Origin of the sequence: Burkholderia sp. MSMB1835 (assembly GCF_001526365.1) — a bacterium.
Classification (GTDB): domain Bacteria; phylum Pseudomonadota; class Gammaproteobacteria; order Burkholderiales; family Burkholderiaceae; genus Burkholderia.
Map to the genome: position 1 here is coordinate 396,293 of NZ_LOYP01000052.1, position 19,356 is coordinate 415,648.

Genomic DNA, 19,356 nt, shown 5'->3' on the forward strand with positions numbered 1-19,356 from the left:
CTCGCGTCACGGCGCGAAGAACACGTCGGTGCGGTTCGTCAGGTTGCCCGCGTTGGTCTGGACGAAGAACGGATGGAACGACGACGACGGGAGGACGTCGAGCCCCTGGTAGTCGCCGATGAAGAACCCTTCGGCGTTGGGCGCGAGCTTCATGTCGAACGGGCCGCCGACGCGCCGCTCGTCGGCGAACGTGGCGCCGCCGTCGTGCGAGATCTTGCGCCAGAAGCCGGTCGGCAGCGTCGTCGTGTTGCCGGCCTGCAGATCGCGGAAGTCGTAGTACGTGACCATCACCGCGCCCGTGTTGTCGACGCGCACCGACGGATTGAACGCGGGGCGCCCGGTCGGCGTGTTCACCTGTAGCGGCGCGCTCCATGTCGCACCGCCATTCTTCGACGTCGATATCGCGATCTCGTCGTACGTGCCGCCGTTGAAGCGGCTGTCCTGCCACACGACGTAGAGTTGGCCCGAGGCCGGGTCGATCGCGGGCTCCGGAATGATGTCGCCGGTGCGCACGGGTTCGCCGGTGTTCGGATCCGTGACGCCGACCGTCTGCAGTCCCGCGATCACCTGCGGTTTGGTCCACGTCGCGCCGTCGTCGGTGGACTTGATGAACGCGACCTTGCCGGCCGCCTTGCTGAACGGCGGCTGGATCAGATCGAAGAAATCGTAGAGCGTGCCGCTCTTCGGATCGACGACGATCTGGTTGCCGATCGTCTGCTGACGCGACGGGACGTCGACGATGACCTTCGCGGCGCTCCACGTCTTGCCGCCGTCGGTCGTCTTCGAGAACAGCGTCGGCCCGCGGAACGCCTGCGTGTGCAGGTTCGCGTACGGGTTGCCGTTCGGCAGTTCGAGGCGGTCCCATACCGCGTACGCGGTGCCGGCCTTCACCGGGTTGGCGGTCACCGATTCCTTGTCGTTGAAGAATTGCGTCGTCGGTTCGTCGTTTGCGATCAGCACGGCCGGGCTGCTCCACGTCTGTCCGCCGTCGGTCGAGACCGACGCGGCGACCGCGTTGCCGTTGTTCGACTGATTGAACGAGATCGACACCGAATATGCGGTGCCGTCCGGCCCGAACGATACCCATGGATCGGATGCGCGCTCGTACTTGAGTCCGCCCGGCGCGCAGGCGCTGAACGGCTGCGGCGTGCGCGCCCAGGTTGCGCCGGCATCGAACGAGTAGCCGGCGACGAGCCCGTGGGCGCCGCCGTTCGACCAGCGGTCCTGCTGCCACACGCCGATCATGTTGTTCGGGTTCGCGGGGTTGACCGCGAGCCACGGTTCGACTTCAGCGTTCACGTAGTTGACGCCCGGGCCGCCGATGGTGCACGCGGCGAACGGGCTCGGGCCGGACACGACGGTCGGCTCGGCGTGCGCCGCGGCAGCGGCGGCCAGCGCCATCGCGGCGGACAGGCGGGTGACAAGCGGATGGGACACGATCATGCGTCGCATGGACGACTCCTCGGTGAGGTGCGGATGCGATGGCGGGGCACGACGAGACGACGCGAGCCGGGGCGCGGCCGATCATGCCGCGCACGTCGTTACGGGTCGTTCAGCATGCCGCTTCGGTCATCGCCCTCCGCGTGCGCTGGATGCCGCCAGCGCTTCGGTTAAGACTCCTCTTCATTTTCATTGCTTGTCGGGTGTGTCTGCGATGTCGACCCGACGGGAAAGCCGGTCAGCGCATGCGACGAATGTGTCGAAGTGGATTGCAATGTAGGCGATTCGAATGACGCGCGACAGGCGGTTTTTTGTAACAGAGCGTAGCCGGAAAGCGTTGCCGGAAGCCGGCGCGGGCACGCAAGATTTGCCGCTGCGCCGGCATGAAAATCGAATCGAAAACGCGAATCGCAATCGCTTGCGATTGAGGCCGGCGCGAGCCCGTTGCGAGCGCGCGATGCGCTGCTCAGCGCTCGGCCGGAAACCGCTCCTGCAACGCGTGCAGCCAGCGCGCGACGACATCGAGTTCGTCGTCGGAAAACCCGTCGCACAGTTTGCCGTTGAGTTCGCGCAGCAGCACGCGCGCGCGCTTGAGCGCCGCGTGGCCTTCGTCGGTCAGGTACAGCCGCGTCGCGCGGCCGTCGTCCGAATCGGCATGACGCGTAATGAGGCCGGCTTTCGCCATCCGGTCGGCGAGCCCCGTCATCGCGGACGGCGCGAGCTGCAACGCGGCGCCGACTTCGCCGATCAGCGCGCCGTCCTGCTTCGCGAGGCAGAACAGCACGCCGGCCTGCGCGGCGCTCGCGCGCGTCTCGGTTTCGGCCTTGCGATCGATCCAGCGCTGCACGCGCCGCTGGCCGATGTTCAACATGAAAAACAGTCGTCGGTCTTCGCTCAAGCTGGGTTCCCGGCTGCGATGGTCAGGGAGGGGCGGCCCGCGGCGCGACGCGTGTCGAGCGCCTGCGCGAGCCAGTCGGCGACGTCGGGCCACAGCACGGCGCCGGGCCGGCTCCGAAAGAAGCCCATGTGCCCGACCGGGCCGCTGCCCGCCGCGCGCGGATCGATCTGGCGGCGTTCGACCTTCGCGCGGGTCAGATAGCTTACCAGCAGGCCGATCGCGGCCGGGTTCGCCCACGGATCGTCGTCGAAGCCGAGCGCGAGGATCGGCAACTGCTGCTTCGAGAAGCGCTCGGCCGCGCCGAGCGTCGGGTCGTCGAAGAAGTAGTGCGGCAGCGTCGTCCAGCGGCTCCATTCGCGGAACACGCCGGCCGGCAGATCCTCGCCGAGCCCGAGCCGCTTGCCGGGCACGTAGCCGAGCAGCGCGGACATCAGCGGGCCGAGCACGCGCAGGATCAGCCGCACCTTCAGGCGTTCGGCCGCCTGCGCGATCAGCCGCGTGCTGCCCGCATGCGCGGCGACCAGCACGGCGGCGCGCAGATGGGGCGTCGCGCCGGACAGCCCGATCGCGTGGCCGCCGACGCTATGGCCGACCGCGAGCAGCGGCAGCCCTTCATGCGTGTGCCGGGCCCACGCGGTCGCGGCGCCCACGTCGAGCTCCATCCAGTCGCGCATGCGGGCCCTCAGCGTGCGCAGACGCGCGGGCCGCGAGGCGCCGATGCCGCGATAGTCGTAGGTCAGCGCCGCGAAACCGCGTTCGGTCAGAAAGCGCGCGAAGCCCGTATACAGCCGCTCGGGCACGGCCGTGGCGGGATGGATCAGGACCAGCGCGCGCGGCGTCGCGGCCGGCGACCACAGCGTGCCGTGCAGGACATAGCCGTCGGCGGCGGAAAATTCTATCGGTTGGGAGGTCATGGTTGTCCTCGCTCGGGCAGTTATTTCGTATGCGAAATATAGTCCGTGATTTATTTCGCGCGCGAAATATTTATCGAGGAATCGTTCGAACTCCGTTGTTCGAACTCCGTTGGCCGGCGGTCGGCGGCGCACACCGGGCAAGCGCACGTGATTCATAAAATATTTGCATCTTTGCATAGAAGAATATTGCGTTTGTGTCATGAAGTGGATCGACGTATCTTCACCGGTTCCATCCGTTTCGCCGGCGGTCGCGCGCGGCGGACAAAGGGCGCCGCCGTCGCGCGGCCGTCCGCCAACCTTTCGGGAGATCATGTTGCTGAGCCGAATCGTCACGGCGCTATTGCTGGCGCTTGCCGCGCAGCCGGGCATCGCCAAGGACACCGTCACGCTGCGCGTCGGTGAACAGAACTACTTCAACATCCAGGCATCGATGGAAGCGTCCGGCGTGCTGAAGGACCTGCCTTACGCGATCGAATGGAAGCACTTCCAGGCCGCCGCGCCGGTCGCCGAAAGCCTGAACGGCAACGCGATCGACATCGGCTTTCTCGGCGATTCCGCGCTGCTCACGCTGGCCGCGCGCGGCGCGCCGGTCAAGGTCGTCGCGGTGTCGCGGCAGAGTCTCGACGGCGTCGCGATCCTCGTGCCGAAGCATTCGCCGGTGCGCACCGTGGCCGACCTGCAGGGCAAGACCATCGCGGTATGGCGCGGCGCCTGGAGCCAGCAGCTCGTGCTGCGTGCGCTCGAACACGCGGGCCTGCGCGCCGATTCGGTGAAGTACGCGTACCTGATGCCGATCGATGCGACCAATGCGCTCGCGAACGGTTCGGTCGATGCGGTGTCGCTGTGGGAGCCGTTCGTCAGCACGCTCGCGTTGCGGCAGGGCGCGCGGCCCGTGACGACCGCACAGGGGCTGATGCCGGCGCTGAGCTTCGTCGCCGCGAACGAGCAGGCCGCCTCGGGCAAGCGTGCCGAGATCACCGATTTCCTGCGGCGCGTGGTGGCCGCGCGCCAGTGGGTCGACAGCCATCCGCGCGAGTATGCGGACCTGTGGGCGAAGCGCGCGAAGCTCGAGCCCGACGTCGCGTATCGCTGGCTCAACAACGCGAAGCAGCGCGTCGGCCCCGTCGACGAGACGGCCGCCAAAGATGCGCAGAACACGGCCGACTTCCTGCACAAGGCCGGCGTGATTCCCGCCGCGTACGACACGTCGAAGCTGCTCGACCGCTCGTATGCGGGCGCGTTCGCCGTGCCTGCGCAAAAGACGGCCGCCGCGCAGTGATCGTGCGGCACGCTTCACGATTCACGCGATTCCCGATCGACATACCCGAGGACATTCCGACATGCCAGTCGACATCATCGGCATGATCACCGCGACACCCGGTGCGGAGGTCGACGTACCGGGCGGCGCCGCGGTGCAGCCCGACTACGTGCGCCGCTTCGCGCAGGCGCACGAGGCCGCCGGCTTCGACCAGATTCTGGTCGGCCATTTCAGCAACGCGGCGGACGGTTTCATCGTCGCGTCGTTCGCGGCCGCCGCGACCGAACGTATCCGCCTGCTGCTCGCGCACCGGCCGGGCGTGATCGTGCCGTCGGCCGCCGCGCGGCAGATCTCGACGCTCGACGTGTTCAGCGGCGGAAGGCTGGCGCTGAACGTGGTGTCCGGCGGCGACGATGCGGACCTGCAGCGCGACGGCGATTTCGTGCCGCACGATGCGCGCTATCGCCGCACCGGCGAATATCTCGACGTGCTGAAGCGGATCTGGCTGGCCGATGCGCCGGTAGACCACGACGGCGCGTTTTATCGGCTGCGCGGCGCGTCGCCGGTCGTGAAGGGCGCGCAGCGGCCGCATGTGCCGATCTATTTCGGCGGCTCGTCGCCGGCCGCGCTCGCGGTCGCGGGCGAACACGCGGATGTCTACATGACGTGGGGCGAACCGCTCGACGCGGTGCGCGAGCAGATCGCCCGCGTGCGGGCCGCGGCCGCGCCGTTCGGGCGGGCGCCGCGCATCAGCGTGTCGTTCCGGCCGATCGTCGCCGATACCGAGGCGGCCGCGTGGGAGAAGGCCGAGGCGATTCGAGCGCGCGTGCGCGCGGCGCGGCTCGCGAACGGCCAACCGATCGCCGGCCATGCGCCGCAGAATGCCGGCTCGCAGCGGCTGATGGCGGCCGCCGCGCAGGGCGACGTGCTCGACGAGCGTCTGTGGATGGGCGTCGCGAACCTGACCGGCGCGCGCTGGAACTCGACCGCGCTGGTGGGCACGCCCGAGCAGGTCGCGCGGGCGCTGGGCGCGTATTACCGGCTCGGCGTATCGACGTTCCTGATTCGCGGTTTCGATCCGCTCGACGATGCGCTGGCCTACGGGCGCGACCTGATCCCGGCGATTCATGCGCAGGTCGCGGAACTCGACCGATATCGGGCGGCGGTGCCGGCGTAGACGAGCCTGCCAGTCGCGTGCCCCGGCATCGCCGTCACGGCATGCCGGGGCGATGGCATGGCGCGTTCAGAACGACGGCAGCCCCGGCGGATTGGTCTGCGCCCGCGCGATCGCCTCGCTCTGCAAACCCCAGCGCGCGAGCGCCTGCCCGTAGCGGCCGTTGCCGATCAGCGCATTGGTCGCGATCGTCAGCGCGGGCGCGAGCCCGCTGCCGCGACGCGTCGCGATCGCGACGTCCGCATTCGCCGGCCAGCCGGCATTGACGACACCGACGCGGCGGATCTTGCCGCTGCGCGCAGCCTCGTACGCGAGCGACGCGTTCGGGTTCAGCTCTGCATCCGCGCGGCCCGACAGCAGCGCGACGCGCGCGGTGGCGTCGTCGTCGAAATAGAGCAGCTCGGCCGGCTTGAGCCCCTGCGCGACGTTGCGCTTGCTCCATTCGAGCAGAATGCGCTCCTGGCTCGTGCCGGCGCCGGTGATGATCCGCAACCCCGCGATGTCCTTCGGCTCCGCGATCTTCGCGATCGGGCTGCCGATGCGCACGTAGAAGCCGTGCAGCCCGAGCCTGTAGGTCGTGAAATCGTATTTCTCCTTGCGCTTCTCGGTCACGCCGACGTTCGAGATCACCGCGTCGTACTTGCCGGACGTCAGCCCGAGCGGCCAGTCGGCCCATGCGATCGGCACCAGCACGAGTGTACGGCCGAGCGCGTCGGCAACGAGCTGCGCATAGTCGGGATCGGCGCCGACCACGGTGCGCGCGTCGGTCGCATAGGTCGATACGGGCGGCGCGTGCGGCGAAATTGCGACCGTGAACGCGCCGTCGCGCACCCAGCGGTAGCCGCTTGCCGCGCGAATGGCCGCGTCGTCGGGGCCGGCGCGCGGGCGGCCGGCCTGGCGCGGGTCGAGGTCGGCGGTCGCGGCGGCTGCGCGAGCCGCACGCCACGGCAGGCCCGATGCCGCGACCAGCGCGGCCGTGACGAACTGGCGTCGATCGGTCATCGTACGGCACCTCGCGAGTCGTAAGCGGCGCGCATCACAGCACCCGCGACAGGAACGCGCGCGTGCGCGCATGGGCCGGCGCATCGAGCACGGCAGCAGGCGGGCCGGCCTCGACGATGCGCCCGCGTTCCATGAACAGCACGTTGTCCGCGACTTCGCGTGCGAAGCCGATCTCGTGCGTGACGATCACGAGCGTCGTGCCCGAGCGCGCGAGCTCCTTGATCACGTCGAGCACCTCGTTGACGAGTTCGGGATCGAGCGCCGACGTCGGCTCGTCGAACAGCAGCACCTTCGGCCGCAATGCGAGCGCCCGCGCGATCGCGACGCGTTGCTGCTGGCCGCCGGACAACTGGCGTGGATACGCATCGGCTTTATCGGCGAGGCCGACCCGCGCGAGCAGCGTGCGCGCGGCGTGCTCGGCCGCGTCGCGCGTCATGCCGGCGACGGCGACCGGCGCTTCGACCAGGTTCTCGAGCACCGTCAGGTGCGGGAACAGGTTGAAGTTCTGGAACACCATGCCGACGGCGGTGCGCCGCTTCAGCACGTCGCGTTCGTTCAGCTCGTGCAGCACGTCGCCGTCGCGGCGATAGCCGATCAATTCGCCGTCGATGTCGATGAACCCGTCGTCGACGCGTTCGAGATGGTTGATCGTGCGCAGCAACGTCGACTTGCCGGAGCCCGACGGCCCGACGATCACGGTCACGCTGCCGCGCGGCGCGACGAACGACACGTTGTCGAGCACGCGCTGCATGCCGAACTGCTTCGACACGCCGTGCACGGCCACTTCGCCGCCGGTGCGCGACACGGCGGCCGCGGTATCGGCAGGCGTGCCGCCATCGCTTCGTGCACGGGCGCTCGATGCCGCGCGGCGCGACGCGGCACGTCGCCACAGCCCGCCGATGCGCGCAAGCGCGAACGTGACCACCGACGGCGGCGGATTGCGCAACGCGCCGCGCGCATAGTGCCGCTCGACCTGCACCTGGATCGCGGACAGCACGGTCAGGATGATCAGGTACCAGACGGTCGCGACCATCAGCAGCGGAATCACTTCGAGGTTGCGGCGATAGATCACCTGCACCGTATAGAACAACTCCGGCATCGCGAGCACGTACACCATCGACGTGCCTTTGGCGAGCGTGATCAGGTCGTTGAACGCGGTCGGCAGGATCGCGCGCATCGCCTGCGGCAGCACGATCCGCGAGGTCTGCCGGCCGCGCGGCAGCCCGAGCGCGGCGGCGGCTTCGAGCTGCCCCTGGTCGACCGCGAGAATGCCGCCGCGAATCACTTCCGCGGAAAACGCCGCATGGTTCAGCGTGAGGCCGAGCACGGCCGCGAGGAACGGGCTGATGAGGTCGGTCGTCGGCGTGTCGAACCATACGATGTCGGTGAACGGCACGCCGAGCCGCACGTGCTCGTACAGGTAGCCGAGGTTGTTCAGGATCAGCAGCAGCACGATCAGCGGAATCGAGCGGAACAGCCACACGAAGGTCCACGCGCTGGCGGACAGCAGGCGCGAACGCGACAGCCGGGCCAGCGCGACGAACGCACCGAGCACGAAGCCGAACACCGCGCCGAGCAGCGTCAGCACCAGCGTGCGCGCGAGCCCCGACAGCACCGGCGGCGACAGGAACCATTCGGCGAACACCGGCCAGCCCCATTGCGGGTTGCCGAGGATCGAATGCAGCGTGAGCGCGATCAGCACGAGCGCGAGCACGGTGCCGGCCGTGCGCGACCGGTGGCGCGCGGGTACGATCCGCACGCGCGTGCCGGGCGCGCGTGCGCCGGGGGAAGAGAGCGGCGGCAGCGCGCCGCCGAGATGGGTCGTGTCGCTCATGTCGTTGGAGTCCTCGAATGGATCGATCGGCGGGCGCGCCGCGCGCGGGCGGCGCGGCGGCGTCAGGCGTGCGCTTCGGCGGCCGTTTCCCGTGCGGTGCCGGGCGTCGCGTAGCGGCTCGCCTTGCGCGGCAGACCGAGGTGATCGCGCAGCGTGACGCCGGGCAGGTCGCGGCTGTAGCGGCCGCGCGCCTCGAGCACCGGAATCACGAGTTCGACGAAATCGTCGATGCCCTGCGCCTGTACCGGAAAACCGAGGATGAAGCCGTCGCCGGCGCCGGCGTCGTGCCAGCGGATCAACTCGTCGGCGACGTGCTCGGCCGTGCCGATGAAGTTCGGGCGCGGCGTCGCGACCGCAAGCGCGGTCTCGCGCAGCGTCAGGCCTTTCTGTTTCGCATCGGCCTTGATCCGGTCGGTGGTCGAGCGGAAGCTGTTGCGGCCGAGCTCGCCGAGTTCCGGGAACGGTGCGTCGAGCGCGTACTGCGTGAAATCGTGGTGATCGAAATAGCGGCCGAGGTACGCGAGCGCCTCGTCGATCGTCAGCAGGTCGCGGATCGCCTGGTATTTGTCCTCCGCTTCGGCGGCCGTGCGGCCGACGATCGGCCCGACGCCGGGGAAGATCTTCACGTCGCCGGCTTGCCGCCCGTGCTCGATCGCGCTCCGTTTCACGCGCTGCGTGAACGCGGCCGTTTCCTCGATCGACGGCGAATGCGTGAACACGGCGTCCGCGTATTTGCCCGCGAGGCCGATCCCGGTGTCGGACGAGCCGGCCTGGAAGATCACGGGCTGCCCCTGCGGCGAGCGCTGGATGTTCAGCGGGCCCGCGACCTGGAAGAAGCGGCCGCGGTGATCGAGCGTATGGAGCTTGTCGCGATCGAAGAAGCGTCCGGTCGCGCGGTCGCGCACGAAGGCATCGTCGTCCCAACTGTCCCACAGGCCCTGCACGACCTCGAGGTATTCGTCGGCGATCTCGTAGCGCAGCTCGTGATCCGGGTGCGCCTTGCCGAAATTCTTCGCGGTGCCTTCGAGCGGCGTCGTCACGACGTTCCAGCCCGCGCGCCCGCCGCTGATCGCGTCGAGCGACGCGAGCTGGCGCGCGACCGTGAACGGCTCGCTGTACGACGTCGAGATCGTGCCCGCGAGCCCGATCTTCTTCGTCGCGACCGCGAGCGCCGACAGCACGGTCAGCGGCTCGAAGCGGTTCAGGAAGTGCGGGATCGACTTCTCGTTGATGTAGAGGCCGTCCGCGACGAACGCGAACGCGATGCCGGCGGCCTCCGCCTTGCGCGCGACGCCGATCGCGAAGTCGAGGTTGATGCTCGCGTCGGGCGGGTTGCTCGGATGCCGCCACGCGTTCATGTGGCTGCCTGCGCCTTGCAGCATCAGGCCGAAGGGGATCGATCGTCGGGTCGTCATGATGGGAGCGTCACGCGTTCTGGTCGGGGGAAAGGGAGCGGTCGGCCGCGAGGGCCGCCTGCAACGGCGTGGCCGACAGCGCGCCGCCGAGCCATTCGGCCGACGCGAGCCGGGCCGCGTAGTCGGACACCGGCGAATCGATCACGAACGCATCGACGTCGAGGCGCCGGCTCAGCGCATCGAGCGCGCGGTGCACGCGTTCGGGCGTATCGGCCAGCACCGTCGGGCGCAGCTCGTCGATCCGGTAGTCGGACGCGCCGCTTTGCCGCGCGAATTCCGCGGCCGCCTGCGCGCTGGCGAGGTTGAAGCTCTGGCCGCCCGCGAACTGCAGCCGGAAGATCTTCAGCGGCCCGATCAGTCGCTCGGCCTCGTCGCGCGTCGGGGCGGCGACGGCGTACAGCGCGACGAGCGGCTTCCGGCCGCCCGCGCTGCGGTATGCGTCGAGCGAGCGTTCGAGATTCGCGTCGTCGCCGTTGAAATGGCCCGCGTAGCAGAAGCGCCAGCCGTGGCGCGCGGCGAGCGCGCCGCTGTCCGGCGAGCCGCCGAGCAGGATCCGTTCGGGCAACTGCGGCGGCACCGGCATCGCAACCGCGCCGGCGAGCGGATGATCTTCGGCCACGCCCCAGCCGAGAAACGCATCGAGCTCCGCGAGCTGCCCCGCGAAGTCGGGCTTGCGCGCCTTGTCGTGGAACCACTGCAGCGCGCGCGTGGTCAGCGGCAGCCCGCCGGGCGCCTTGCCGATGCCGAGATCGACGCGGCCCGGCGCGAGCGCGGCCAGCAGCTTGAACGTCTCCGCCACCTTGAACGGGCTGTAGTGCTGCAGCATCACGCCGCCCGAGCCGACGCGGATGCGCGACGTGCGCGCGAGCAGATGCGCGACGACGATCTCCGGCGCCGAGCTCGCGAAGCCCGGCGTGCCGTGATGTTCGGCGACCCAGAAGCGCGCGTAGCCGAGCTGTTCGGCGCGTTGCGCGAGCGTCGTGGTGAAGCGCAGCGCGTCGGCGGCGTTCGCGCCGTCGGCGATCGGACTCTTGTCCAGCAACGAAAGCGAATAAGACATGGTGAGCGGCGTTCCTGCGTGAGCGTGGGTGGACGGTTGCGGGCGCGCGGCGCTCAGCTCTTCGGCAGCCCGGGCGGATTCGTGCGCGACTGGTCGATCGCTTCGGACGCGAGGTTCCAGCGGTCGAGCACCTGCCGGTAGCGGCCGCTCTTGATCAGCCCGTTCAGCGCGACGGTCAGCGGTTCGGCGAGACCGCTGCCGCGGCGCGTGGCGATCGCGATGTCGGCCGTGCGCGGCCAGCCGCCGCTGATCGTGCCGACGAGCCGCGTCTTGCCTTGCTGCGCGCTTTGATACGCGAGCACCGAGTTCACGCTGAACACCGCGTCCGCCCGGCCCGACTGCACGGCGACGATGCGCATCGCCTGATCGTCGTAGTACTGGATCTGCACGGGTTTGAGCCCGTGCGCGACGTTCTCGCGGTCCCACGCGAGCAGGATCTTTTCCTGGTTGGTGCCGGCATCGGTCACGATGCGCAGCCCCGCAACGTCCTTCGGCTCGTGGATCGCCTGGATCTTGCTGTCGTTGCGCACGTAGAAGCCGACCTGATCCTTGCGATAGGTCGAGAAATCGAACTTCTGCTTGCGCTCCTCGGTGACGGTCACGTTCGAGATCACCGCGTCGACTTTCCCCGATTCGAGCGCCAGCGGCCAGTCGGCCCACGCGAGCGCGACGATCTTCAGCTTGCGGCCGAGGCTGTCGGCGACGAGCTGGCCGACGTCGGCGTCGAAGCCGATCACCGTGCGTGCGTCGGTCGCATACGAGCTGATCGGCGGCAGGCTCGGCGCGATGCCGATCGTCAGCGTGCCGGGTTCGGCGAACCTGAACGACGCAGGCACCGCGCGCTCGACCGCCGCATCGGCGGCGCCACGCGGGCGGCCGCGCTGCTCGGGGCTCAGGTCGAACGTCGCGGCGGACGCGGCCGCGACGGCGGCGAAGGCGCTCAGGCCGATCAGCGCGGTGGCCAGCGTGCGCACGGCACGGAATGAAAGCGGTACGGCTCGATACATGAAAACGTCCTGTCGTGGAGGCGTGGAAGGCGGAATGGGCAACGTGAAAGGCGGGACGCCGTGCGCTCAGCGCGGCAGCACCGGTTCGGGCACGGGTGCCCACAGGTCGGCCAGCGTCGACGTGCGCGACGGATCGACGAGGTCCTTGCCGAAGCGCAGATGGAAATACGCTTCGGGATCGATCGACGAGTCGAACAGCCGCGTATAGCCGGTGCGGTCGTACAGCGCCCACGCTTCGGGCTGGCGAAAGCCGGTCGTCAGGTAGAGGCGGCGGTAGCCCTGCTGCACGGCGCGCAGTTCGAGCGCTTCGACGACGAGCCGTGCGAGGCCCTGGCGACGCAGGTCGGTGCGCGTCCAGATGCGTTTCAGTTCGGCGGTCTGCGCGTCGTAACGCTTGAACGCGCCGCCGCCGATCGTTTCGCCGTCGCGCAGCAGCAGCACGAACGCGCCGTCGGGCGGCGCGAACAGTTCGGCCGGGTAGCGCGCGAGCTCGTCGCGAGCCGACGCGCGGCTGTCGGGGCGGTACGCGTCGTAACGGGTCGAATACTCGTCGATCAGCGCGTCGATCAGCGGTTGCGCGCGGACGTCGAGCGGCGTCGTGTCGATGATGCGGTCGTTCGTGGCCATGGGCATCGCGAATGGCGCGCGATGCGGACGTTCCTGGCGGGGTGCGGGCATGCGGCCCGTCCGGTCTGTTCCGTTATCGCGACGCGGTTGTCGTGATGGCGGCCGCTGTCGTGCTTCGTGCGAGGCATCCCGGCGCGCCGCCATGTTTCGAACACGTTAGCGGCGCGGCCGGCAAAGGCGAACGAAGCAATTTCGATAAGGATTTCGCGGGACGCGGAAGAAGGCTTGCAGGCGGAGTGGGGTGGGGCGAACGCCCGTGGCCGGGCGCCGTGCCCGTTCGACGTGTGGGCGACGCGGACGAGCGCCGCGGATCGGCGGCGTGTCGTCGTTTCGATGGCCTGCCGGTCACGCCGATGCGGGGCGGGCTGTTCAGGATCGCGAGCGCCCGGCCGCGATTCGCCGCCGCCAGGGTGGCGGCGGTTCTCCTCCAATCGTCGCGTCGGCGCGAAGCCCCACCGTGGCGGGGCGACGATCCTCGACGACGACGGCGTTCAGGCCGCTTCCTGACGAGTCGCGTCCTGCCGTTCGCCGCCCAGGCTATCGACGAGACTCGCCAGCATCCGCGCCAGCTCGCCCGTCATCAGCGCGACATCCGAATCGAAGCGTTCATCGTCGTTCTGCGCGGTCGGATCCGCCGCTTCCTTGATCACGTCGAGCGGCGTGACACGCTTGATCGTCAGCGACGGGGTCAGCACGAACGAGATCCGGTCATCCCAGGTCATCGCGAGCCGCATGCATTGCTTGCCGGCTTCGATGTGCCGGCGCATGTCGTTCGCTTCCAGCGCGTGGCCGACGTATCGCACCGTGGCGCCGCCTTCGCCGCTCGAGCGCAACTCGGCGTCCTGGTCCACGGTGAATCCGCCCGGCGCGTCGCCGGACAACAGCCAGTCCGTCATCGCGGCGACCGGCGAACGCGCCACCTGCACGCCCGCGAGCGGCAGCCCGTCGATCGATTTGACGAGCAGGCTGCGAACGTCGTCGGCGAGCGCCTGGGCAGCCGCATCGATGACGAGCCAGCCGTTCGCCGTGTCGATCCACACGCGGGTATCGCGGCGAATGCTGAACGCGCGCGGCAGCAGTTCGTCGGTGACCTGTTCCTTGAGCTCGCGCAGTTGTTTGCGGCCAACCTTGAAGCCCTGCTGCTCTTCGACTTCGAGCGCACGCGCTTTGGTCACCTGATTGACGACCGACGCCGGGAGCAGCTTCTTTTCGGAACGGAACAGCAGCAGCATCTGCCGGTTGATCGAATACACGAGCGCGCCGTCGTCACGCGGCGATGCCCAGCCGACGCGCTGCATTTCGACGCTGCTGCCCGGCTGGAACGCGTGAGGCGCCAGCCATTTTTCCATCTGGTCGGGGGTAACGGCCCAAGGTGCCGGAAGACGATGAAGCTGAAGGTTCTTGAACCACATAGGCGTACGGGCAAAGCTCATCATTCTATCTGACGGCGCGATTGCCGGTCGGTTGCGGACAGTCGATGCCTCGTCCAAGATGGCGGCATTCCAGTCCGCTCCAGTCATTTCCACGACCTTGTCGCTCATGCATTGTCCCTATTGCTCCGCTGAACTCGTCATCGTCGCGGGAGGAGAGCTTCGATGTGCATCGACGGGCGCACTTTTTAGCCACTCCGTTCGAATGCAGTTCGAAGCATTGAGAACCGGCGAAACGTCCGTTCAACCTTCCCGCTCCTACACTGGGCGATGGTTTTGTCCGTGTTGTGGCGAACGGACCGACAATAGCGTTTGTTCCGGCTGCGGCATTGCGATGCCTGTCAGGTTGGCCCGAGAACTCATCGAGCTGAACCCACACGTTCCTCCGCCAATCTCGAGTTGATGGTCTGCTGGCACGAATGGGGGCCGAACGCTCGGGATCGGCATTCGGCATCGCGGCGAAGTCGGGCGGGTAGCCGGCGAGAAAGAGAGCATCGACGGTTGCTTCGAGATTAATAACAATGGAAACCATTCCAACAACAGGAAAAAAACGATGTTGACTTCCGGTGACGGCCTGACCAGCCCTGCACGGCTCCTGCGAATCGCGTCATGGGCAATCGCGATCGTCTTCGCGGTCTTTCTGAACATGCTCGGCAGCCTCGTGATCCGGGACATGGCGTTCGCTCCGAGCGGGGGGCCGCCGGCCGTCGAGCAATTCGCCGATGCGCCGGCAAAGGCGCGGCTCGACGCGGCGCGGCGCCATCTGCTGGCGCAGCGCGACGCGCTTGCCGAGAAGGTCGACACGCTGGAAGTGGCGCGCGGCCGAGCCGCGAAGGAATACGCGGCCGAGAAGGAAAGTTTCCGCAACTGGCTGGCAACCCGCGCGGTGACGGGAGACGGTGCGAGAGATCCGGATCTTCTGGCGAGAACGCGCAAGCTCGATACGCTGCAGGCCGTGGTGGTCGACTGGCAGCATCAGATCGATGCGATCGGCGACCAGCAACGGGCGCTGACGTCGCAGCAAAATCAAGTCGACATGCAAATCGCCGAAGCGGACGCAGCGGCCGAACGGCGCTTCGACGAAGCAACGCGGCGCTACGAGATGCAGGTGTTCGGGCTGCGGCTAGCGCTGACGTTACCGATCCTGCTGGTGGCGATCTGGCTGTTCATCCGCTACCGCAACGCGCGCTACTGGCCGTTCGTGTACGGTTTCGGCCTGTTTGCGCTGAGTGCGTTTTTCATTGAGCTGGTGCCGTACTTGCCGAATTTCGGCGGCTATGTCCGGGTCCTCGTCGGCATCGTGCTCACGGTATTCGCCGGTCTATACATGATGAAGGCGTTTCAGCGCTATGCCGAACGCAAACGGCTCGAATTGCAGCAGGATCGGGGCGAACGCGCACGCACGATCGGATATGAAAAAGCCGTCCGGTCACTCGAGAAAAAGCGCTGCCCGTCGTGCGACAAACAGTGGAATCTCGGCGGCGACGATTCCACGTTCTGCGTACATTGCGGCTTGAGGCTTTTCAATGTATGCGGCGAATGCGGGGGCCGGAATTTCTTCTTCTTCCCGCATTGCCATCAATGCGGCGTTGCACAGGGAACTGAGTCGCCGGTGTCGTCCGACTGACAACCGGCGCGTATGCACCGGCGTCGGCTTGCGACGGTCGCGAACGCGCCAGTCGGTTGCGTCACTCGATGACACGCGGCGGCGTCGACAACTCCGCCAGCTGAAACAGGCAATCTCCTCGCCGCACCTGCGCGGGCACGCGCTTGCACACCACCTCGCCGTCGCCGTTGAACCGGTGCAGCACCGGTTCGCGCAACGGCGTATCGGGAAAATGCACCCACGCGGCCGGCTGCCCGGCCTTTACCTGGTCGCCGAGTTCGACGAGCGGCTCGTACAGCCCGCGCTCGTACGCATAGACGAAATGGCGATCGCCGTCGACGCGCATGAAGCGCGTGACGGTCGGCGGCGCGTCGGGCACGAGCGCGCCGTGCAGCAGCCCGATATAGCCGAGGTAATGCAGCAACCCGTGCCGGCCGAGCCGGATCAGCGACGGATCGGCCATCCCGGCGCCGCCGAGCTCGGTGACGATCGAGATCGCGCCTTGCCGGCGCGCGGCCGACGCCGAATGCACGGGATTCGGCGCGTGCAGCAGCGCATTGTGCAGGCCGAACGCGTTCAGCAGCCCGTTGAGCTTCGCGGCTTCGTCCGCGTCGAGCGGATCGATCGCGAGCATGTTGCCGCCCTGGTACAGCAGCGAGCTGCCGCCCGAGTGCAGATCGACCAGGTACTGCGCGCGCGACAGCAGCGCGTGCTCGATGTAGTGGGCGATCATCTGCGTCGGCGTGCCGGTCGGGTCGCCGGGAAAGCTGCGGTTCAGGTTACCTTCGTCGAGCGGCGACACGCGCAGGCCCGCATCCGCCGCCGGGAAGTTCGCCATCGGCAGCAGGATCAACTGCCCGCTGACCATGTCGGATTCGATCTCGCGCATCAGTTGCGACACGATGATCTGGCCTTCGTACTCGTCGCCGTGGTTGCCGGCCATCACGAGCGCGACCGGGCCGTCGCCGTTGCGGATCGACGCGATCGGGATCGGCAGCCAGCCGTAGGCGGAGCGGTGCACGGAGTGCGGCAGCCGCAGGTAGCCCGCATGCTTGCCCGGCGCGTCGAGATCGATTTCGCAGTGAATGGGATTTCGGTGTGAGGAGGAAGCGGTCATGGCAGCGTCGTTCGATGCATGGAATCTGCCATCTTATAGAGGAAACGAGCGCTGCGCGCCGCACCGGGCGCGTTCGGTGCCGAACGCCTGCACGCGTCGATCGAAATACGGCTCCCATTCCCGTTTGATCCGATCGATGAATGCCCGGGCGTGCGGCCGCCCGATGCGGCTGCGGCGTCGGGCATCGCCATGCCGTGCGCGCGTTGGCGAGCGCATCGCGATCCGCCGGCGATCGATGTCGTGCTCCAACCGGATCGGGACGGCCCGCGTTCGTCTTGATCGACGACGATGCTCCGCCGGACCGACGCGGATGTTGCAGCGATGAACGCATGCCGGCGCGCCAGCCGGCCGCATGCATACGTCGGATCTCGCGCCGCCCTTGTCGCGACAGGGGCGGTGCGTGCAACCGGGTTACCGGCCGGATGTTTCAGCTTCGAGACGTCCTTCTTCCCACAGGGCCCAGAAACGGCTGCCGGCGCGATACGGATTCGCGCGCCCCGCAGCGTGATCGGCGACGCCCTGGCGAAACGCGCCGTACAGCGTGAGCGGCGGATTGTCGACGCATGCGGCTTCGTAGGCGGCCGGCATCCGGCGGTCGGACACGAGCCGGCGAATCAGCGACGCGCCGTCGATCACGGCCTGTTCGTCGATGATTTCGGTGCGTGCGAGGACGTCGACGGTATTCATATAGGCTCCCTGAAACGTGCTTTTCCCATCAAGGAGCAATAAGGGTGCCAGCCGCGAAATACCGCGCTCGGCCTCGATCGTGCAGGCTTCTGCAGTCTTCTTCGGCGTGCCGGACGGCGATGTTACGGAACACGTCACGTGACACGCGCACGCGCGGCGCCGCGTGCGAACCGGCAAAGCGTTTCGGCATCGAATCGTCGGGAGGCCGCGGCGGGTGCGCAAAAGGGATGCGCGCTGCGGCGCGCACGGCGCCGGCTCAGCTTGCGGTGGCCGGCGCCATGCGGCGGCTGCCGCTCGAATAGAAGCAGTAGATGCCTTTGCCGGCCGACTTCGCGTCGTACAGCGCGCTGTCGGCCTGCCGGATCAACTCGTCGGGCGAGCCGTGCCCGTCGTCGAGCGCGATGCCGATGCTGATGCCGATGCAGACGGTCCCGCCGATCGACAGCGCATACGGCGCCGAAATCTGCCGGATGATCCGCGCGGCGAGGATCGAGCAGGCGTGCATCGTCGTGTCGTCGATCGCGACGACGAATTCGTCGCCGCCGATGCGTGCCGCAAGCTCGCCCGGCGGCAGCGTCTTGCCCAGCCGCTCGGCGACCTGCGTGAGCACTTCGTCGCCGGCCTGGTGGCCGAAGCGGTCGTTGATCGATTTGAAACCGTCGAGGTCGAGATACATGACCGCGAACGCCGGGCTCGGCAGCCGCGGCCGGCGCGCGAGCATCCGCTCGAGCTCCGCATGCAGTTCGTGGCGATTCGGCAAACCCGTCAGCGCGTCGTGTCGCGCGAGGTGCCGGATATGCTGTTCGGTCTGTCGGCGCGCGGTGACGTCCTCGACGATGATCACCGCGTTACCGTCCGGCACGCGATGGCGCGTCAATTCGAGCTGGCGGCCGTCGGCGAGCGCGATGTCGAGCGGCCCGGGCGCGTGGCGGCTCAGCCAGTCGTCGCACTGCGCGGCGAGGCCGGCGCCGCCGGGATCGATCGCGGCATGGGCGCCGAGCGCGGCGACGACGGCCGGAAGCGGCGTATCGAGCATGATCTCGCGCGGCGAGCCGAACAGTTGCGCGGTGCGCCGGTTCGCGACGATCACGCGGCTGTCGCCGTCGATCATGCACAGTCCGTGCGGCATGTAGGTGAGCGCGGCGTCGAAGCGGGCGACGAGTTCGGCGTTGCGCTGGCGCGCGGCGATCAGCGCGACGAGCACGCGATAGTGGCGTTGCACGACCGTGCGCATCGCCGCGAGATAGATCGCGAGCGGCGGCACGAGCAGCCACGCGCCCGGCCGGGGGGCCAGCAGCGCACCGACGCCGATCGGCAGCACGCCGAGCGCGACCTGCGTCATCGCAAGCCGTGGCAGCGCGGAATTGCGCGACGCGATCCCGCCGAACACGCCGCCCGCGACCATCACGGACAGCGTGCCGAGCTCGACGTCGGCGGCCTGCACGCAGCCCATCGCGCCGAGGCCGAGCACGAAGCACGCGACCAGCGACACCGGCGCATAGCGCATCGCCCAGTATTCGGCGCGATCGTCGCCGGCGTTGCGCCGTGCCGTGTACGCCCGTGCGATCGACAGGCGCGCCACGAGCAGGCCGACGTCGGCGACGAGCCACGCGACGCACCACAGCTGCTGCAGCCGGAGCAGCGCGACGGCCGCGACGAAACCGCTCGCGAGCCCGGACAGCGCCATCGGACGCACGTCCTCGAACAGCGTCACGAGCATCGACGGACGCAGCGCGGCCGTCACGCGGTGGTTGCCGGAGGGGGGAGTGGCGAGAACGGAGTTCAGGAGAGATGCCCTGACTGCCATGGTTGTCGACCTCGACACGATGTCGCGATGGCTGGCGGCGCCCGCACGGCACGTGGCGGAAGCCCGGCCGAGCCGGATGC

16 protein-coding genes are annotated in these 19,356 nt (G+C 68.4%); 3 read left to right on the forward strand and 13 right to left on the reverse strand.

What is annotated here, in order from left to right:
* Positions 1-6 precede the first annotated feature (6 nt).
* The 3 genes from WS96_RS25800 to WS96_RS25810 form a co-directional block, all read right to left on the reverse strand.
* Positions 7-1,452: a sialidase family protein gene (locus WS96_RS25800; protein ID WP_059783452.1), complete on the reverse strand. Its 1,446-nt coding sequence runs from the start codon at positions 1,450-1,452 to the stop codon at positions 7-9.
* A gap of 454 nt (positions 1,453-1,906) precedes the next feature.
* Positions 1,907-2,338 carry a MarR family winged helix-turn-helix transcriptional regulator gene (locus tag WS96_RS25805; protein ID WP_059505328.1) on the reverse strand — a complete coding sequence of 144 codons (432 nt, stop codon included), beginning with the start codon at positions 2,336-2,338 and terminating at the stop codon, positions 1,907-1,909.
* A complete protein-coding gene (locus WS96_RS25810; protein WP_059836426.1) occupies positions 2,335-3,252 on the reverse strand; it encodes an alpha/beta hydrolase family protein in 918 nt (305 codons plus the stop codon). The genes WS96_RS25805 and WS96_RS25810 overlap by 4 nt, the downstream gene beginning before the upstream one ends.
* Positions 3,253-3,562: 310 nt before the next feature.
* On the opposite strand from WS96_RS25810, the gene WS96_RS25815 reads away from it, so the two are divergent.
* Entirely contained in the window at positions 3,563-4,531 is a 969-nt protein-coding gene (locus tag WS96_RS25815; RefSeq protein ID WP_034204785.1) for an ABC transporter substrate-binding protein, read from the forward strand.
* Positions 4,532-4,592: 61 nt separating this feature from the next.
* Complete coding sequence (locus WS96_RS25820) at positions 4,593-5,687, forward strand: LLM class flavin-dependent oxidoreductase (RefSeq protein WP_059836428.1); 1,095 nt, start codon at positions 4,593-4,595, stop codon at positions 5,685-5,687.
* Positions 5,688-5,753: 66 nt separating this feature from the next.
* On the opposite strand, the gene WS96_RS25825 is transcribed toward WS96_RS25820, so the two are convergent.
* The 7 genes from WS96_RS25825 to WS96_RS25860 form a co-directional block, all read right to left on the reverse strand.
* Positions 5,754-6,686 (reverse strand): ABC transporter substrate-binding protein, encoded by a 933-nt coding sequence (locus tag WS96_RS25825; protein WP_059836430.1) that lies wholly within the window; start codon positions 6,684-6,686, stop codon positions 5,754-5,756.
* 34 nt (positions 6,687-6,720) lie between these two features.
* Positions 6,721-8,520: an amino acid ABC transporter permease/ATP-binding protein gene (locus tag WS96_RS34825; protein ID WP_082720361.1), complete on the reverse strand. Its 1,800-nt coding sequence runs from the start codon at positions 8,518-8,520 to the stop codon at positions 6,721-6,723.
* Positions 8,521-8,582: 62 nt separating this feature from the next.
* Complete coding sequence (locus WS96_RS25840) at positions 8,583-9,935, reverse strand: LLM class flavin-dependent oxidoreductase (protein WP_059836432.1); 1,353 nt, start codon at positions 9,933-9,935, stop codon at positions 8,583-8,585.
* 10 nt (positions 9,936-9,945) lie between these two features.
* A complete protein-coding gene (locus WS96_RS25845; protein ID WP_059836433.1) occupies positions 9,946-10,995 on the reverse strand; it encodes an LLM class flavin-dependent oxidoreductase in 1,050 nt (349 codons plus the stop codon).
* A gap of 53 nt (positions 10,996-11,048) precedes the next feature.
* On the reverse strand, positions 11,049-12,002 hold the full coding sequence (locus WS96_RS25850) for an ABC transporter substrate-binding protein (protein ID WP_059836435.1): 954 nt from the start codon (positions 12,000-12,002) through the stop codon (positions 11,049-11,051).
* A 66-nt stretch (positions 12,003-12,068) separates the two neighbouring features.
* Positions 12,069-12,629, reverse strand: a complete 561-nt coding sequence (locus WS96_RS25855; protein ID WP_059505503.1) for a GNAT family N-acetyltransferase — start codon at positions 12,627-12,629, stop codon at positions 12,069-12,071.
* A 491-nt stretch (positions 12,630-13,120) separates the two neighbouring features.
* On the reverse strand, positions 13,121-14,041 hold the full coding sequence (locus tag WS96_RS25860; RefSeq protein ID WP_034204792.1) for a recombination-associated protein RdgC: 921 nt from the start codon (positions 14,039-14,041) through the stop codon (positions 13,121-13,123).
* A 571-nt stretch (positions 14,042-14,612) separates the two neighbouring features.
* On the opposite strand from WS96_RS25860, the gene WS96_RS25865 reads away from it, so the two are divergent.
* Positions 14,613-15,686 (forward strand): hypothetical protein, encoded by a 1,074-nt coding sequence (locus WS96_RS25865; protein WP_059836437.1) that lies wholly within the window; start codon positions 14,613-14,615, stop codon positions 15,684-15,686.
* Between the two features lie 61 nt (positions 15,687-15,747).
* Here the strand turns inward: WS96_RS25865 and WS96_RS25870 are convergent, their stop codons facing one another.
* The 3 genes from WS96_RS25870 to WS96_RS25885 all read right to left on the reverse strand — a co-directional run bounded on the left by WS96_RS25870 (position 15,748) and on the right by WS96_RS25885 (position 19,276).
* Positions 15,748-16,782, reverse strand: a complete 1,035-nt coding sequence (locus tag WS96_RS25870) for a succinylglutamate desuccinylase/aspartoacylase family protein (protein ID WP_059836439.1) — start codon at positions 16,780-16,782, stop codon at positions 15,748-15,750.
* A 411-nt stretch (positions 16,783-17,193) separates the two neighbouring features.
* Complete coding sequence (locus tag WS96_RS25880) at positions 17,194-17,469, reverse strand: hypothetical protein (protein ID WP_034204795.1); 276 nt, start codon at positions 17,467-17,469, stop codon at positions 17,194-17,196.
* 256 nt (positions 17,470-17,725) lie between these two features.
* A complete protein-coding gene (locus WS96_RS25885) occupies positions 17,726-19,276 on the reverse strand; it encodes a sensor domain-containing diguanylate cyclase (RefSeq protein ID WP_059836443.1) in 1,551 nt (516 codons plus the stop codon).
* Between the last annotated feature and the right edge of the window lie 80 nt (positions 19,277-19,356).

Excerpts from the sequence above, each read along its gene's own strand:
- WS96_RS25800 (WP_059783452.1), bottom strand. The coding sequence starts at position 1,452 with ATGCGACGCATGATCGTGTCCCATCCGCTTGTCACCCGCCTGTCCGCC.
- WS96_RS25810 (WP_059836426.1), bottom strand. The coding sequence starts at position 3,252 with ATGACCTCCCAACCGATAGAATTTTCCGCCGCCGACGGCTATGTCCTG.
- WS96_RS25815 (WP_034204785.1), top strand. The coding sequence starts at position 3,563 with ATGTTGCTGAGCCGAATCGTCACGGCGCTATTGCTGGCGCTTGCCGCG.
- WS96_RS25820 (WP_059836428.1), top strand. The coding sequence starts at position 4,593 with ATGCCAGTCGACATCATCGGCATGATCACCGCGACACCCGGTGCGGAG.
- WS96_RS25825 (WP_059836430.1), bottom strand. The coding sequence starts at position 6,686 with ATGACCGATCGACGCCAGTTCGTCACGGCCGCGCTGGTCGCGGCATCG.
- WS96_RS34825 (WP_082720361.1), bottom strand. The coding sequence starts at position 8,520 with ATGAGCGACACGACCCATCTCGGCGGCGCGCTGCCGCCGCTCTCTTCC.
- WS96_RS25840 (WP_059836432.1), bottom strand. The coding sequence starts at position 9,935 with ATGACGACCCGACGATCGATCCCCTTCGGCCTGATGCTGCAAGGCGCA.
- WS96_RS25845 (WP_059836433.1), bottom strand. The coding sequence starts at position 10,995 with ATGTCTTATTCGCTTTCGTTGCTGGACAAGAGTCCGATCGCCGACGGC.
- WS96_RS25850 (WP_059836435.1), bottom strand. The coding sequence starts at position 12,002 with ATGTATCGAGCCGTACCGCTTTCATTCCGTGCCGTGCGCACGCTGGCC.
- WS96_RS25855 (WP_059505503.1), bottom strand. The coding sequence starts at position 12,629 with ATGGCCACGAACGACCGCATCATCGACACGACGCCGCTCGACGTCCGC.
- WS96_RS25860 (WP_034204792.1), bottom strand. The coding sequence starts at position 14,041 with ATGTGGTTCAAGAACCTTCAGCTTCATCGTCTTCCGGCACCTTGGGCC.
- WS96_RS25865 (WP_059836437.1), top strand. The coding sequence starts at position 14,613 with ATGTTGACTTCCGGTGACGGCCTGACCAGCCCTGCACGGCTCCTGCGA.
- WS96_RS25870 (WP_059836439.1), bottom strand. The coding sequence starts at position 16,782 with ATGACCGCTTCCTCCTCACACCGAAATCCCATTCACTGCGAAATCGAT.
- WS96_RS25880 (WP_034204795.1), bottom strand. The coding sequence starts at position 17,469 with ATGAATACCGTCGACGTCCTCGCACGCACCGAAATCATCGACGAACAG.
- WS96_RS25885 (WP_059836443.1), bottom strand. The coding sequence starts at position 19,276 with ATGGCAGTCAGGGCATCTCTCCTGAACTCCGTTCTCGCCACTCCCCCC.